Source organism: Streptomyces sp. ASQP_92 (assembly GCF_025399895.1).
Taxonomy (GTDB): Bacteria; Actinomycetota; Actinomycetes; order Streptomycetales; family Streptomycetaceae; genus Streptomyces.
In genome coordinates, this window is the sequence record NZ_JAODUA010000016.1 from 1 (window position 1) to 16,107 (window position 16,107).

The window sequence follows — 16,107 nt, forward strand, 5'->3', positions numbered from 1 at the left end:
TGTGCGTCGGGCGGCCGCGGACGACCCTCACCGGGGACAACCGAGAAGCAGAGCAGACCGGTCTTCCGGGAGCCGCCTCTTCCCGCGACTGCCAGGGAAGTGGGCGTCGCGACGGGGAACCGTCAGAAGTGCATCATCGCCATCACGTCGGCGCTCCTGGTGCCTGTCGAGACCAATTGAATCCGCTCCCCCGGACGTATCCAGCCGATGGCCTCGGCGGCTGCGACGGCGGCCCTCTCGGCTGCGTCCGCCTCCGCGTTCAACGTCTCGTTCTCACCCTGGGCTCCCGCGACCGCAGCGGCCCCGGCGGCTTGGGCCGCTTTGACGGCGGCTCGGGACGCTGCTGCGGCAAGCTCGCTGCCGTCGTCGCAGAGCTGACCCATCTGAGCAGCCTGAGACGCGGCAGCGGCAGCGTTCCTCGCACAGCGGGAGTCTGCTGCGGGATTGGGCTGGCTTTCGCAGAGAACGGCGATGGCTTGCGCGGCTACGCGGGCAGCGTGCTTGGCCTTGAAAAGGATCTCGGCCCATGCAGCCTCGTCTAGGTGCTTCTCGTCGGCGCCAAGCCCTTCGACATGGCGCAAGACGGCGGCGGCGCGTGAGGCGGCGCTTTGAGCGCGCGCCAGGTGACTTGCCCTGAAGACGTCCTCAGACTCCTGGTGCTCAGCCGCTCCGGAGGACGTACCCGCTGCTTGGCCGTGATTCTGCTCGCTCATTGCCTTCTCCTCGTCGACCAGGACGACAGTGCGCGTGACGCTCTCCGCCGGCAGATCACCCCGAAAAGCGAACGATGCCGGGCAGGGTGGCATGTCGGGCATCAACAGACCAGCGGTACGTGGAGGCTGGTGCGGCCGCGTGGCAATCGGTCTGGCGTCACGTCATGTGGCCTGTGACAGCGAACCTTGAGCGCGTGCCACCGAAGGTTGATCGGCGATGAGGGGTTTTCACTGGCCCTGGAGATCTTGACGGATCTTGTCCCGGAGTAGGTCTACATGCTGGCTGAGAACCTCTCGGTCCTCAGCAAACCGCCTGTGGTAGGCCCCTACAGCGGAGTCTCCACGCTCAGCCAGCTCCAGCCAGATGCTGGTGTCCACGACGATTTGTTTGGCGGTCGCGAGCAGGGTGGTTACGGCTTCGACGACCTGGTCAGGCGCTTCCAGATCAACGATCCGGGCTTGCTCTAGAAGCACCTCCTCGGCAGACCGGAGACCCGCAACCGCGCGCTGGACCGGTTCCGCTTGGTTCCCGCTGTGGACGGTCGCGTAATTCCCCATCCTGAACGTCCCGTAATGGGCCAGGGGGACGCCGGTGTTGCGGTCGTCGTGGCCCTGGGGACGGCGACCGTGCGTCAAGATCCCCAGGGTGCCGCAGGGTCCCGGGCCGCCCGATAGCCAGACCGTCGTTCAGGCTGGTCAGGGCTGTCCAGGGTGGCCGCAAGGCCAGCGCGGAGCGCCGCCGTAGGCGCCCTTGACCGACCGGATCAGCCGCACACTCAGTCGTCGGGCGGCCCGGTACGACCGCAGCCTAGGTGGGGAATTACGCGACGCTGATCATGAAGGTCGTGGGGAATTACGCGACCGCTCACACCCGCCAAGGGATGGCGAAACGGACCGTGCCTGAGCCTGGAAATGGTGAACCGCGCCGATGAACGCCACGTAGGCGTCTCGGCGCAGCTGACGGCGCCACTGTGCACGACTACCGGCTAGCTGGTCTTGCGACTGCCGCCGGAGCGCGGCGGCAGAAACCAACCCCGAGATCACAGCCCCAAAGACACCAACACCAGCGCCCGCGACCGCAGCCCACCCCTGGTCCATGTCGGCATTATCTGCGACGCGTGAAGCCGATCAACCTTCGAGGGCACGCGCTCAAGGTTCGCTGCCACAGGACATCATGCGTCGGCGCGTGGAGGCGGGAGCAGAAGGTCGCGCTCCGGGTGCTGTTCACCGCTGACGCTGCCTGTTACGCCGAGATCCGCACGCGCGGCCTCGTGGAACGCGTTGATCGAACGGAAGACGGCACGGTTGCGCTCCCGCCACTCCTCCAAGGTGCCGTGCACCTTGCCGGTGGCCTGCCAGTCAACGCTCAATGCGAACGCGTTGAGCTCATGAGCGGCCTCGACGACATCGTCACCACCGAGCAGCATGACGCGCTCGAAGGCCCGGCCGCGAAGACGCCCCACCTCCCCCATGTGCGCCTGGATCTCCGCGTCTTCCTGTACTCGCTCGCGGAGTCCTTCCTTGGTCTCGTAGAGGTGGACCGCAGCGAAGATGCACGTTCGCACCGCGTCGACATAGCCCTCGTACGCATCGAGCTTCTTGCCGTCCCACCGAGTGATGAGCTGGTGCCTCATGCGGCTCCGCTCCATGAGGTAGTTGGTCGCGTGAGTCGTCAGCGCGCCCAACAGCACAGCGGCGACTGTGACGATCTGCTCGCCGGTTCCCACGGTTCCCCCAGGTGAAGCCCGCTCCTAAAGACGTCTAGAGGATTTTAGGTGTGGGGGCGTTGCTGAAACAGGGGGTGTCACGGCTCGTCACGGCCGGAACGCGCCGTACGACGGGGCGCGTGACGCTGTGACGGGTGTGACACCCCTGTTTCAGCCGTCTGTGCGCGGCATCCTCTATATCGGCTTCCGCTTCAAGGGTGTCTAACCCACGGTGGACCTGATGATTGAGGAGAGGCAACGATGGCCTAACCGCTCATTGAGCACGAGCCGCTGAGTAGCCGGTTCAGGCGCCGTCGAGTGGCGACGGGAGGAGCAGTTAATTGCGATGCTGGTGGACCGTGGCCGAGGCATACAACTGCGACAACAGGGCCTCACGGTAGGAGAGTTGGCTTATAAACCCTCGCAGCTACCAAGAGGCCAGTTCCCGTACCCAGCACCGGCCGTAGCCACCCAATCGAAACCTGCGTTCGACCGACGCGATTCAAGATCGAAAGGGCTGCGGCTTGCTAGAGGTTGTTGGGCCAGGCGTTGGTGCCGGTGGTGATGGAGCCCTTGCCGTTGCCCTTGTAGAAGTTGAAGCGTTGCTGGTTGTTCCAGAGGCCGCCCATGTCGGTGTTGCCGTCGCCGTCGAAGTCGCCGGCCAGCACGACGGGCATGCCGTTCCAGCCGTTGTCCGGCCACATGGAGACGCCGTTTTCGAGGCTGCCCTGGGCGTTGCCGTAGCGGACGAGGGCGCCGGTGTCGGAGAGGGCGACGACGTCGTCGAAACCGTCGTTGTTGAAGTCTCCGGACACCACCTTCTGGGTGTACTGCCAGGTGTTGTCGCGCCACATGTTGCGCTTCTGGCCGGTGAGCTTGCCGTCGGCAGCGGTGGTGTAGGCGTACAGGGCGCCCTTGGGGCCGGAGTTCCAGACGGCGAGCAGGCCGTCGCGGCCGGAGGCGTCTGCCTTGAAACGTGTGAGCTGGAGCATCGGGTTCCAGTCGGTCGTCTCATCGAGCCACATGGGCTTGCTGGAGGTGAGGGGACCGTTGGCCGTGCCGAGGTACAGGCGCAGGGGACCATTGGCCCAGACGGCGGCTATGTCGGTGATGCCGTCGCCGTTGAAGTCGCCGCCGACCATCTTGGTGACGGACTTGCCCCAGGTGCCGTCGGTGTTCCACAACGGGCGGCCGTATTCGAAGGTGCCGTCCTTGCGCCCGTAGAAGGCGTGCAGGTTGCCGTCCTTGAGCGTGGCGGCGACGTCAGTGATGCCGTCGCCGTTGAAGTCACCCGACGTCATCAAGGCCGTTACGTTGGGGACGATCGTGGCCAGGCGTATTTGCTGGACCCACCCGTTGGTGTTGTCGAGGCGGGTGTTGACAGCGCTGGTGCGGGTTTCGGCGGGGTCGGTCCCCAGACAGCCGCCTTGCCATGAACGAGAGTTGACGGCAACGAGTTCGGGGGTGCCGTTGTTGTCGCGCAGCGCGGGTCCGCCGGCATCTCCCTGACAGATCACCGCGTCGGCGGATCCGTTCAGGCCAACAGACTTGTCCTCAAACGAGGCGAGGGTGAACGTGGAGGCGTGCAGCTTGCTCGGCACCCACTCCGTTTTGGTCCGGCCATACCCGGTGGCGGTCAGCTTGTCCGAAACAGCGGGGGCGGTGGTGGCGACCTTGACCGGGGCGATGCCAGTTACGGGCTTGGCCAGCTTGACCATGGCTATGTCGCGGTCGGGATGCGGAACGATCTGGATCACCGTGGTCACGGTTCCGCCGGTAGTGGCGAGATCGGTGCGGCCCACAGTGACAGTCGTTGCCACGGCGGGCTTGTCGGCCGCAGGGAAGCAACTGGCCGCGGTCAACACCCACTGCGGATCCACCAGTGCACCGGAACAGGCTGCGCCGTCACCGATGTTGAGCTTGGCGGTGAAAGCGTAGCTGTCACTGGTGGCGTCAGTACCGACGGTCGCTCCAGCGGAGGGGGCGGCGGCGATTCCTGTGGCTGCGACGACGGCTGTGGCAGCCGATATCCAGGCGGTACGTGCGCTTCTGGCAGACATGAAAATCCTTTGAGTGATACGGAGGTGACAGTGCCCGGGTAGTTACCTGTGCAGGCTTCCTTGGGCTGTGATCGACCGCAGCCCGGAGCGGGTTCTCCCGTGTGGCGACTGCCGGAGCGTGCACCTCGAGTACCGAGTGATGCCGGTACCTGGAGGACAGATAGCACAACGGGGCAGCAGGCTGCGCGGAGGTTACGGCGCAGCGTGCGACAGAGGGCGAAGCGCTCGCCTATGTCACGTGCGGCCGTGGTACTGGTGTGCCTATGAGCGCGGGCTAGGGCGAGAAGCGCCCCCCGCTGGAGGCGGCTGCCGAGACGCTGCTACACCATGGTTCGGTGTGACTCGGCTGAGGGCGTCGGGCGGGTCAGCCGGTGACGCGGAGCTCAACGAGTACGGACTTCTTCTTGGTGTCGCCCGCTTCGCCGAAGGTCTTGAGCGGGCCCTGGGGAGCATTGATGACGGTCTCTTTGCCGTCGGTTGTGATCTTGGCCTGAACGGGGTGCTCGTTAGGCCAAATCCCGAAGGAGTTCGGAAGCTCCAGGGTGAGGTAGCCCTGCTTACCGCTGACCGAGAAGCAGTACTGCTCCTGACCGGTGCGCGTTTCCACCACGATGTCCTGACTGGCCTTGCAGTCGGCCAGCATGATGTGACCATCGCCACGCTTAAGGATGATCTTCTGGTCCTGAAGGATCCTCGCGGCTCCGGGATATGTGAAGTCCTCAACAGCCGAGGGCATTTCGGTCGATGAGGCGGTGGCTGTCGCGGCAGGTGTCGGCCCCTGCGGGGCGGCTTGCGCCACTGTGAAGGCCGCGATTACGGCTGAACCTGCGGCCGCGCCGATCAGGCTGACAAGAAGTGCCCTGTGAGCACGGAACATCTTCACAACTTCCTTCCTAGAAGGCAGGGGTGAGCACAGTTCCCACCCCAAGGATTCACATCAGTAAAGCACATGTAAGATCAAGTTAAATTCGCCCCCAAGAGCCCCACGGGACTTGGGTGGCTGTGGATTGAGCGCCCCCGAGGAAGCTCTCACCTATCCTGCTTCGAACCCGCCGATTCGCCTCCATTCCGACGAAACGGACAAGTCGACGGACGGCTAGAACTCGCGGGCCCTCCACGGCTGTTAGGGCGTTGGACTAGGAGGGAATGCACGGCATGAAAAGGGGATCGAGCTCTGCACGAGCACCCCAGCCCATAGACAGACGGAGGGGCCGCAGGGGGGGTGCGGGGTTGCGCTGGGCATGCGCTGCGCTGCTTCCCTCCACATTGCTCACCGGACTTCTGACCGCCACGCCTGCTTGGGCCGATGCGAATGACGACTTGTACCGGCCGTCAGACCGGGCATTCGCCGTCGAGCTGTGGAAGACCGGCGGTCCGGGAGTCAAGGAGGCGGCCGAACAGGCGCTGCTGGGCAGCGACGGCGACGTCAGGGCGTTCCTCGCCGACAGGGAGCGCATCCAGAACCTGGATGACCGCGTTGACGTTGCCAGCATCTATAACGCTGGCGGCCCTGCAGTACGAGATGCCGCGCAAAAGGCGCTCAAGGGATCCACCGACGAGGTGCACGCTTTCATCAGGGACGGCTGGCAGGCTCCGCTTCGGCAGGACCAGCGCGTCGAAGCTGCGACGGTCGTCAACTTCGGTGGGAATGGCGTCAAGGACGCAGGCACCGTAGCCCTGAAGGGCACGCCCGAAGACGTCAAGAACTTCCTCGAAGTCGGTCAGTACAAGGCGCGCGAGACGGACGACCGGGTACTGGTCGCACAGATCATCAATGACGGCGGCCCGAACGTAAAGGCCGCCGGCCAACTCGCTCTCAAGGGGAGCCCGACCGACATCGCCGAGTTCGTCGAGGTCGGCCAGTTCGTTGCCCGCAACCGTGACCAGGAACACGCCACTATCGCCCAGCTCAACGAGCAGGCGGCCAAGGCTGGCCAGCAGGCGGAGGAAGCAACCAAGAGAGCCGAGGACGCCTCCCTCAAGGCAGTCAAGGCTTCGGCTAAGGCTAAGGAGGACGCGCAGACCGCAGCCGAACAGACCGTAGCAGCCCAAAAGGAATCCAAAATTGCCGCAGGCAAGGCCTTGGAGGCTGCCGGCGCCGCTCGGGCCGCCGCTGCGGCTGCCCAGGAGGCAATCGGCTCGGCCAATGCTGCCCAGCGCGCCGCCCGGGTTGCTGCCCTAGCTGCCTTGCAAACCGCCAGTGCCGCGAACGCCGCCGCCGGCGCGGCGGCAAAGGCCTACAGCTCCGCCCTTGCGGCCAGCCAAGACGCCAGCAAGGCTGCCGAGGCCCGGGATGCGGCGAAGAACGCCCGGACGGCCGCCGCCCTCGTACGCACCTCAACTCTTATTGCACAGCGCGCCGGCGATGCCTCCCGTGCCTCTCAGAAGGCAGCCCTTGCGGCGAAGAGTGCGTCTGACAACGCCCTCGACGCAGCTAACTCCGCAGAGGCGGCTAATCGGGCCGCGAATGCGGCCGGTGTGCACTCCGGTGAGGCCCAGGCTGCCGCTGATGAGGCGCGCCGCCATGCTCGAGAGGCCAACCGCGCCGCCGATGCCGCAGCCACACTGGCGGGCAGGGCCGCCGAGGCCGCCGACGAGTCTCGCAATGCGGCCAACAAGGCTGCCGACTACGCGGATAAGGCGGCGGCAGCCGCCGAAGACGCAGCGAAGCATGCGGGCGAAGCCGCCGGTGCAGCTACGGAGGCCACCAAGCAGGCCCACGCGGCTGAGGAAGCTGCTAAGCAAGCCACTGCGGCCGTTGCTAATGCCAAGAAGGTCTATGCGGTCGCCCGGGACAGCGAGACGGAAGACCTCGCCACTCGCACTAACGCCGCCATCGAACGCGCCAAGACGCACAAGGCCCAGGTCGAACAGTTCACCTCTGCCACGGCGGCCGCCGTGGTCGATGCACGGGAGCTGGACGAAACCGCCGCCTCTCTTGCCGCAGAGGCCGTCAAGCCGAACCCGGACAAGAGCACGCTCGCGACCAAGGGCCGTGACCTCGCCATGCGAGCCATGAAGTCCCGCGGCTCCTGGGAGCAGGAAGCTGCCGCACAGGCACTGGCCGGCACCGACCAGGATGTCCTCGACTACCTGCTCACCGGCTGGAAGAAGGGCGTACAGGACGAAGTCCGCCAGCGGGTCGTGGACCTGTCCACCCAGAACCCGTTCGAATCGGTGCGCACCGCTGCCCAAGACGCGCTCAAGGGAACCAACCAGCAGATCAGCGACTTCTACACCACCGGCCAGTACACCGTCGGGCGAATCGACTACCGCGTCCTCGTAGCCCAGATCTACAACGACGGTGGACCAGGTGTGAAGGAAGCTGCTACGGCCGCCCTCAAGAGCACCGACACCAAGGCACTGATCGCCTTCGTCAACAACGGCCAGTACAAGGCGCGAAACATCGACGAGAGAGTCCTTGCTGCCAGCCTGGTCAACGACGGCGGTCCGGAAGTCAAGGCCGCCGCCACCATCGCCCTCGCAGGCTCCGCCGACCAACTTCACACATTCATCCAGGTCGGCCAATACATGGCGGATCGCAAGGACCAGCTCGCGAGCACCCACATCGCCCAGGTCGAATATCTGATCAACCAAGCCGATGGAGTCGCGGCGGAGGCCCAGAAGAACCGCTGGCTCGCTGCTAAGGCCGCCGCTACAGCCAACAACGCTGCCAAGGAAGCCCAGGACGCTGCGAAGTCAGCGCAGGATAGTGCTGACAAGGCCCAGGGATACTCCGCAGCGGCCAACAAGTCCGCCGTTCAGGCCGAGAAGTCTGCCACCCAGGCTATGAAATCAGCGACCACCGCTCGCAGCGCTGCGGATCGCGCCGACCAGGCCGCTGAGAGTGCCACCGAATCGGCAGAGCAGGCTGAATTCTCCGCCACGTACGCCCGTGACTCGGCCGCCCAAGCCAACCTCTACTCCAAGGAAGCCGAAAACTCCAAGCTGGCTGCGGGAGCAAGCGCCCAAGAGGCGAAGGAGTTTGCTTCACAGGCGTGGAACGATGTCCTGAAGAAGCGGGAGGCTGAAGAAGCCGACCTGAGGAAGGAGGCTGAGGATTGGCGTAAAAAACAACAAGAGCAGAAGCCCAAGAAGGCTTGCTACGTGCCCATAAACCGGGACAGCCTGCCGATCTGCGCATACGACCCAGCCAACATCGAACTGAAGACGTGGGAACCTGACGAAAGGCTGACGGAGTTCGTCTGGGCCGTTACAGGCCTGAATGACGTAAAGGCCTGCATCAAGGATCCTGCCCTTACTCAGTGCTCGATAGCTCTCATGATGGTGCTTCCGCTACCGGGAAGTAAAGCCAAGGGGCTCGTGGAGGGAGTCGAACTCCTTGCCGAGGGCACACGGATCGGCAAAGCGGCTAAAGCTGGGAGCGAAACAGTATGGGACGGGATCAAGGCAACACAGCCTGTCTATAGCGGGTCGAAACTCCCTAAGTCGTTTACTCTGGCAGCAGGTGAAACCGAGGTCTGGGTCCACGGTAATGCGACGGAACATATCGCTGAGTACCTCCAGGGTATGGTTCAGCGTGGCGCGACGAAAGCCCAAGTTGATCTGGCCACTCAGGCGCAGCTCAAGAGTTTGCAATCTGCAGTGCACGGGGCAGGAGTCGGCGGCATACCCTTCGACAAGCTGATCATAGTCGGCGGCTGGGAGCTAAAATTCGGGGCGCCGAGGAGCCCGGGGCAGCTGCCTGCCCTCGTCCACGCGCTGTATACGGGAGGATAGGAGGCAGGCGATGTCCATCGCGGTTGTGGGTGCGCAGGAATGTGCGGGAGCGTTCCTGGAAAGAGATGAGTGGATCCCGATGAGTGTCACATGGGAACCTCGCTCATCTGGGAGGCCGCTGTATCTCAGAATCTCTGGAGTCAACGGCGGAGAAGTCGAACTGAAAATCGACCCGCTGAACGGGATGCTGACCCAGCTAATCGTCATCATCCCGCCCCCACAGGTCGAGAACAGGCATTCGGCACTTCCTGTCTTGCAAGTACAAGGTCAGGCTCCAGTCATTGATCGTTCCCCTTGGGGATGGGTTGAAACCCCGGACAGCGCGGAGCCGCACAAGTCCATCGCGGAGACCGTCGAGAATCTTGGGTTTATTCAAGACCCAGATATAATTGGGGTGACGTTCTCTGACGAAGCCCCCGCCCGACACGTACGCTGCGAAGGCGTAACAGTTGGGGTCTCGAGCGCCGGTAGCCTGGTTCAAATCACCGCCTGCCTTTGACACGCTTGACGGGTCGCCGTTGTCGTAGAGGGCAATTCGCAATTCTGTAAGATCGCTCTACTCTGAAGGCCCGCCGGTTTACCGTGTCGGGCCTTTAGTGTTTCTCGCCTTTAAAGCGTGTGGGCATCGTGCTGAAGCGGGTGCCGATCCGGTGACTTCGGTCTAGGACATCATGGCGATCCTGGGGCTGGCTTATGCTCTGGGCGTCGAGTGCGTACCTCGGGAACTCTCCACCACCTCCCACCCACTACCGCTGGCACGTGTGGGGAACGAGCCGAGTGCGAACGGCGGTGCCGCAATGTCGAGCTGACCGGACGGATCAAGGAGACCCACGCGGAGTCCGGCGGCACGGCTTGAGAGCCGAACCGCTTGCGCGCTCCCTGTCTGCCGAGCCTGATCGGGAGCATGACGAACCACCCGGGCCCGCTGAACCACATCATTTGCACGGCATGCCTCCGTGATCAGACCTGACGGAACGCCTGCTCAGCGGATGTTCCTTGACTGCACAAGGGGGCTGATCGGGTTGGGCCGCTTGTCGTCAGCTGGTGCGCGCCATACGCTGGATCTGATGGACCGTCAGATCTAGGTCGGCTGAGCCGACAGGCAGTTGGGGGAAAGTGGCATGGTCAGCACGGACAGTGAGAGCGTCGATCTTCCCCGGATCATCAGCGTTGACGACCACGTGATCGAACCGGCGCACCTCTTCGAGACCTGGCTGCCGATCAAGTACCGGGACCGGGGGCCGAAACCCTTCACGGCCGGCATCGGGGAGCTGGCGTACATCGGCGGGAAGTACAAGTTCACCACCGACCCCAAGGGGCAGGTCACGGACTGGTGGGAGTACGAGGGCAGCATCTTCCCGTACAAGCGGATCATCGCGGCCGTCGGCTTCTCCCGCGACGAGATGACGCTCGACGGCATCACGCGTGAAGAGATGCGCCGCGGGTGCTGGGATCCCAAAGCCCGCTTGGCGGACATGGACCTCAACCATGTCGAGGCATCCCTTTGCTTCCCAACCTTCCCGCGCTTCTGCGGGCAGACCTTCGCCGAGGCTCAGGACAAGGAGGTCGCGCTCGCCTGTGTCCGGGCCTACAACGACTGGATGGTCGAGGAATGGTGTGGAGACAGCGGTGGTCGGCTGATCCCGCTGTGCCTCATTCCCCTGTGGGACGTCGACCTTGCGGTTACGGAGATCAAGCGAAACGCTGCTCGCGGCGTGCGCGCGGTGACGTTCTCCGAGATCCCGACGTACCTGGGCCTGCCATCCATCCACTCCGGGTACTGGGATCCCTTCTTCGCGGCGTGCGAGGAGACCGGGACCGTCGTGAACATGCATATCGGTTCGTCCTCGCAGATGCCTGCGGCTTCGCCCGACGCTCCGCCCGCTGTCCAGGCCGCGCTCAGCTTCAACAACGCCATGGCGTCGATGATGGACTTCCTCTTCTCGGGGGTCCTGGTCAAGTTCCCCCGCCTCAAACTCGCATACAGCGAAGGGCAGATGGGGTGGATCCCGTACGCCTTGGAACGGGCCGACGACGTCTGGGAAGAGCACCGAGCTTGGGGTGGGGTCAAGGATTTGATCCCGGAGCCGCCGTCCTCGTACTACTACCGGCAGATTTTTTGCTGCTTCTTCCGTGACAAGCACGGAATCGAAGCCATCGAGACCGTCGGCGTGAACAATGCAACCTTCGAGACCGATTACCCGCATGTCGACTCGACGTGGCCCAACACGAAGCAGGTGGCCACAGAGCACATGGCAGGTCTCACAGATGACGTTGCGTACAAATTGCTGCGCGGCAACGCCATCCGAATGTTGGGCCTCCCGCTTGACGGAGGCCGCGTTTAACTCGAGGGAGCTTACTGCGCAGAAATGGAAACGCGAGGTAGGTACGCGTCAAAGGGCGCTCCATCCATCTGATGAAGCGCCCTTTAACATGCAGGACTCAGAGACTCATACTAAGCTGCTTTTGGTTCTTTTGTGCTGATGAGGCTTGCTGTGGCACGCCCCACATGGTGGGGACCTTCCCGGAACGGCGACTGGTGTTATAGGCCATTCGCATCACTGTGTCAACTCCCTGGGTCACGGTGCAGCCTGTCGAGGTTCGCATCCCTCGTCCTTTACCAAGAACGCTTGAAGGGCCTCCATCGAAATTCGAGAGCTTCTTGGTCAGCGAATCGATGTTGATGTGAGGGCAGTCGCCCAGGAAGGACGCGAGTCCGAGCAAGACGTGCGCGTTGACCGCTGCTGGCTCGTTCCCCCAAGCTTTCGTCACCACTGCAATGACCGTTTGTAGCGTGTCTCCAGGGCGTCGAGAAGAGCGGTAGATGGAACTAAGCGCAGATACCGCAGCGATGCTACAGGGGCCCGAGTCCGACACCTTCCATCCGTACTGCTTGGCGATCCGTGTGATTTCCAGCGCCTCAGGGCGACGAGCTGTCACCTCGGCAAGGAACTTGTAAATCGTCGCTACTCGTCGGTTGTCGTTGAGCCCCAGGAAGAGTTCCGCCTCTTCGGCCAGTGTCAGTCCGCGAAACACCTTCATCCGGATTTTGGTGTCTCCGTGTCCCGCTGCCTTGCAGAGCTCGCCCCGATTTTGTCCATCAAGCCAAACGAACGATCCGTCAGTTCTGGCGGAAACAGTTGGAACGCCCACCCGCCTCTCGTCATACCCCTCCCTGCACTTGCGGGTGACCCACACTCGATCCGCCGGGCGAGTATTCACCCGGTCGTCGGTGCCAACCTCATTCGGCGCGACGAGTTCGATTTCTGCGGTCTGGTGAACTTCTACGGTTGTCACTGCATCTCCTGGAGTTGTTTAAGGAGCACGTACAAGTCTTGACGGCCCCTTTTGATTTCCTTCATGGCGTAGTCTCGACTACCGGCAGGGATGTCATCAGGTAGGCCGAAACTTACTAGCCCCGAGATTCCGCCTGTGACTTGATCAATTCCCATCCTGAAATCGGCGATTGTTCGCTTTCGGAATCTTTGTGCTGCTACCTTGGTGATGGCGGTGGCGATTTCCAGTTGACCACTTCCTTCCTTATTGGTCATTCCTTCTTCGAACTCTGAAAGAGTTTCAGGGGTTTGGCCGCGGCGAAACTTGGCGTAGATGCGGTCGATCATTCGTTCGGCGTCCACGCTATTCGGAGATAGGTCGACTGCGGAAAGCATTACTGTGAGAGTTTTGCGAGCCGAGTAGCATTTTTCGTCGCACTCGAGTTGCCCCTCTTGGCATGCGTCGATCATGCGGACTACGCGGCGCAGTGATTTTGGAGTTAGGTCAACTGCTAGTGCGGTATGCGCCGAACATGAGAAAGATCTCTTGGGGACGTCTGCGGGTTTTGGGAATTCATTCAGCCTTATGGCGAGATTTACTCGGTCTCTAGGAGCCATGGGGACCGCGCACAACTGCTCCTCCGAAGCTGTGACATGGTCTCCAAGCACAGTGCAGGCGTCTACTACATCGGCCGGAAATGCGACGCGAACGGTAGCCCGTCGCAATTCAACACATGCCCGATATCGGCGGTACCCACTCACGAGCTCCATACTCGCGGGGTTCACGAGAAGGGGGGTGCGAATTCCGACCCGCTTGACCGAGGCCTTCAGACCGTCCAGCGAAGGGATGGCGTGGCGGACCGGGAAGTCGACGTTGATATGATCGAGTGGAATTGTCTTAAAATCGGCCACGCTTCTCCAGCCTTCGAGGCGTCTCTTGTTTCCAGCGTGAACCTAGATAATGAGGTACGCGATTTGCAAGCTGTGGTGTACCTGATCACTCCCTGGGCGTAGTGCGGTCTCTGTGGCCTCAAAAGCGATATGACCAATCCTGGAAAGTCTGACCAGTAATCTGTGATTACTTGTTGCTCAATGTGTATTTCGCGCCTACGTGAATCTTGGCGTCTAGGCGGTGGCTGTAGGACGCCATAGGGGAAACGTGGGCCGCGCCTGCCCCTGTAGACGATCTTTGGAGTGCCCAGATGAGAGGCCTTCCGGGGCGCTCACACGGCTCCTTCCTAGTGAGGTATGTCCCGTGCTCGCGCCGAGGGTTACGGTGTCCCGGGCTCCACGGAAGGCGGACACATGGCTACCCCTCTCTCAGACGCGCTGGTCACGCTTGGCCGCAGGTACGTGCGCGATGCGCCGGGCAGCCTTGGCAAGGCGGCTATGGCCGAGCGTCTTTTGAATCCCTACCTCCGTGACCATCCGCGGCGACGCGTGGTCGAGGCCCGATCCGGAGTCAGGTTCGCTGTCGACACCCAGGATCTGATTCAGCGCTACCTCTACCTTTTCGGGGTGTGGGAGCCCCACATGACGCATTGGTTGCAGGCGCGCTTGCAGGCTGGCGACGTCTTCGTTGACGTCGGGGCCAACATCGGCGCCTTCTCCATCCTTGCCTCCCGCGCGGTGGGCGACAGCGGACGTGTCGTAGCCATCGAGGCCTCGCCCGAGTTCCATCGCCGTGTGCTCCAGCACGTCGATCTCAACGGGTGCCGCAACGTCCGAGCGGTCAACGTCGCCGTGGCCGACAGTCGGAAGACGCTGACCTTCGTCCTCGCCAGCTCGAAAAACATGGGCGCCAACTCGATCGTCCCGTACGACGGGCCGGCAGAGTCCACTTTCGAGATGGCGGCGCTCCCCTTGTCAGAGGTCCTGCGGGCGGACGAGATCGCGAAGGCACGCGTGATCAAGATCGATGTCGAGGGTGCGGAGGGCGGGGCCGTCCGGGGCCTGGCCCCCGTGCTCGATGAGCTACGCCCGGACGTCGAGATCGCTGTGGAGGTGACGCCCGACCGCATGGAGCAACTCGGCGACTCTGTCGATGAGTTGATGGGGATCATGCGGAAGCACGGCTTCAATGCCTATCGGCTCGTGAATGACTACTCGGCAGGAAGCTACCCCTGCGCCGTCCGGTCGCCCATCCGGCCCCAGCGGTGGCGGGAGCCGATCGTTGGCGAGACCGAGCTTGTCTTCTCCCGCGTGGACGCCGAGTTTCTGAGCTGACACGCGAAGGGCCCGGTCCTCGGTGCTGCACGAGAGCCAGGCCTCTTCGGCCCCTCACCAGTGGATCGGGTCCCACTCGCCGCCGGCGCACACCGGGCAGGGCACGCGACGGGTGTGTCGGCAGACCGAGCACCCCTCGAAGCCACAGCAGTGCGGGCACCAAATCGTGCGGTGCCCGGTGCAGCAACCGCAGTAGAACAGGGCGGGCTCGTGGTCGGTGCTGTCCTGTTCAGACGGCCCTACCCGCTCCGCCGTCGTCATCCGAACGCGCTCGCAGGAAGGTGTGGCCCGTCGTCCCCAGTGTCGGTTTCCGGGGGCATCACGCGATAGCCGCGGCTCTCGGCGATGAGCAGGATGTCGGTGAGAGCCTCGCGTGTACGGGTAAGGGCGAAGCGGAGTTCGTCGATGGTGGCGCTCGGGTTGTCAAGCACCGCCCGAGCGCCGGCGAGTACGTCCTCCGCCGAACTCGTCTGGGCTTCCTCCAACTCGTCAGCCAGGCGGGACAGGCCACTGTCCGTGCTGCCGGGACTGAGATAGCACCGTTTCCCTTCGACGCTTGTCCAAGGGAGAAGCCGCATCTGCGATGCAGTGGCGTCCCTGTACGGAGACAGGGAGGGAACGCCGAGAGTCGGATCGGTCGTCACGCCGTCGCCTCCAGGCCGCGCGCCGCGGGGGCAGGGGACTCGTAGATGGCCTCTGAGCTGTGGCCGGGGAGCACCAGGAGCGCGGCCTCCACCACTCGGCCCGAGGCGTCCCATGAGCGCCGCTCGATGGTGAGAACCGCGGTGCCAGTGCCGATCCGGAGCGCCCACGCTTCCTCTGCGCCGGGCAACCGTGACGTGACGCGTGAGACCGTGCGCGTCACCTCGATTCCCACCTCTGCGAGCCGGACTCGGATGTCTTCGCCGAAGGGCGTTGTCGGGCTCGTCAGTGGCACATCGAGCTTCGCGACGTCGCACGGCACGTAGACGCGGGCGAGGGTGCAGGGCGAGCCTCTGTGGTGACCGAGATAGACGTATTCGGTCAGCAGCGTCTTCATGGGCAGGCCCAGCAGGGAGGCAAGGCGAGGGCCCGATTCGACCTCGCCGCTTCGAACGCTGACGTCGACCGCGATGTTGTCCGCCGCCCAGGTGTCCGCCGAGGCGTAGTCGGCGAAGTACGCGATCCGGCCGAACGTGTGGCGGACGAAGTTCCCCCGGCCGTGCTTCCTAAGGATCAGACCCTCGTTCTCCAAGGCTTGGATGGCTTCTCGGACGGTCACATGACTGGCGCTGTACTGACGTGCCAGTACCGCCTCGGAGGGCAGTTGGTCGCCTGCGGACAATGACCCCGTGGTGATCTGACGTCGGATGTCATCTGCGATGTGCGCATACCGGTTGGTTGCCAT

General features: G+C 63.4%; 13 protein-coding genes and 1 pseudogene. 4 read left to right on the top strand and 10 right to left on the bottom strand.

Annotated elements, in window-relative coordinates; all coding sequences use genetic code 11:
- Positions 1-122: 122 nt before the first annotated feature.
- From N4G70_RS27515 to N4G70_RS27535, 5 genes are all read right to left on the bottom strand, one after another.
- The gene (locus N4G70_RS27515) at positions 123-713 is read right to left on the bottom strand and encodes a hypothetical protein (protein WP_261715427.1); all 591 of its coding nucleotides are present in this window, start codon (positions 711-713) and stop codon (positions 123-125) included.
- Positions 714-941: 228 nt separating this feature from the next.
- A complete protein-coding gene (locus tag N4G70_RS27520; protein ID WP_261715428.1) occupies positions 942-1,349 on the bottom strand; it encodes a hypothetical protein in 408 nt (135 codons plus the stop codon).
- 536 nt (positions 1,350-1,885) lie between these two features.
- Positions 1,886-2,440, bottom strand: a complete 555-nt coding sequence (locus tag N4G70_RS27525; RefSeq protein ID WP_261715429.1) for a hypothetical protein — start codon at positions 2,438-2,440, stop codon at positions 1,886-1,888.
- A 506-nt stretch (positions 2,441-2,946) separates the two neighbouring features.
- Complete coding sequence (locus N4G70_RS27530; protein WP_261715430.1) at positions 2,947-4,479, bottom strand: trypsin-like serine protease; 1,533 nt, start codon at positions 4,477-4,479, stop codon at positions 2,947-2,949.
- Positions 4,480-4,843: 364 nt separating this feature from the next.
- The gene (locus N4G70_RS27535; protein WP_261715575.1) at positions 4,844-5,356 is read right to left on the bottom strand and encodes a hypothetical protein; all 513 of its coding nucleotides are present in this window, start codon (positions 5,354-5,356) and stop codon (positions 4,844-4,846) included.
- 389 nt (positions 5,357-5,745) lie between these two features.
- On the opposite strand from N4G70_RS27535, the gene N4G70_RS27540 reads away from it, so the two are divergent.
- From N4G70_RS27540 to N4G70_RS27550, 3 genes are all read left to right on the top strand, one after another.
- The gene (locus N4G70_RS27540; RefSeq protein ID WP_261715431.1) at positions 5,746-9,219 is read left to right on the top strand and encodes a hypothetical protein; all 3,474 of its coding nucleotides are present in this window, start codon (positions 5,746-5,748) and stop codon (positions 9,217-9,219) included.
- Positions 9,220-9,229: 10 nt separating this feature from the next.
- Positions 9,230-9,718: a hypothetical protein gene (locus N4G70_RS27545; protein ID WP_261715432.1), complete on the top strand. Its 489-nt coding sequence runs from the start codon at positions 9,230-9,232 to the stop codon at positions 9,716-9,718.
- A gap of 622 nt (positions 9,719-10,340) precedes the next feature.
- Positions 10,341-11,564 carry an amidohydrolase family protein gene (locus N4G70_RS27550; RefSeq protein WP_261715433.1) on the top strand — a complete coding sequence of 408 codons (1,224 nt, stop codon included), beginning with the start codon at positions 10,341-10,343 and terminating at the stop codon, positions 11,562-11,564.
- A 97-nt stretch (positions 11,565-11,661) separates the two neighbouring features.
- Here N4G70_RS27550 and N4G70_RS27555 read toward each other — a convergent pair whose 3' ends face one another.
- From N4G70_RS27555 to N4G70_RS37200, 3 genes and pseudogenes are all read right to left on the bottom strand, one after another.
- Positions 11,662-12,516, bottom strand: coding sequence for a DUF6551 family protein (locus N4G70_RS27555; protein WP_261715434.1), 855 nt, complete (start codon positions 12,514-12,516; stop codon positions 11,662-11,664).
- Positions 12,513-12,842, bottom strand: coding sequence for a hypothetical protein (locus N4G70_RS27560; RefSeq protein ID WP_261715435.1), 330 nt, complete (start codon positions 12,840-12,842; stop codon positions 12,513-12,515). The genes N4G70_RS27555 and N4G70_RS27560 overlap by 4 nt, the downstream gene beginning before the upstream one ends.
- A gap of 366 nt (positions 12,843-13,208) precedes the next feature.
- Positions 13,209-13,406 (bottom strand): annotated as a pseudogene (locus N4G70_RS37200) (ParB N-terminal domain-containing protein); the annotation flags it as partial.
- A 393-nt stretch (positions 13,407-13,799) separates the two neighbouring features.
- Here N4G70_RS37200 and N4G70_RS27565 point away from each other — a divergent pair.
- Entirely contained in the window at positions 13,800-14,720 is a 921-nt protein-coding gene (locus N4G70_RS27565) for an FkbM family methyltransferase (RefSeq protein WP_261715436.1), read from the top strand.
- A gap of 257 nt (positions 14,721-14,977) precedes the next feature.
- On the opposite strand, the gene N4G70_RS27570 is transcribed toward N4G70_RS27565, so the two are convergent.
- Together N4G70_RS27570 and N4G70_RS27575 are read right to left on the bottom strand one after the other, a co-directional pair.
- On the bottom strand, positions 14,978-15,364 hold the full coding sequence (locus N4G70_RS27570; RefSeq protein WP_261715437.1) for a hypothetical protein: 387 nt from the start codon (positions 15,362-15,364) through the stop codon (positions 14,978-14,980).
- Positions 15,361-16,107 (bottom strand): GntR family transcriptional regulator, encoded by a 747-nt coding sequence (locus N4G70_RS27575; RefSeq protein WP_261715438.1) that lies wholly within the window; start codon positions 16,105-16,107, stop codon positions 15,361-15,363. Before N4G70_RS27575 ends, N4G70_RS27570 begins: the two co-directional genes overlap by 4 nt.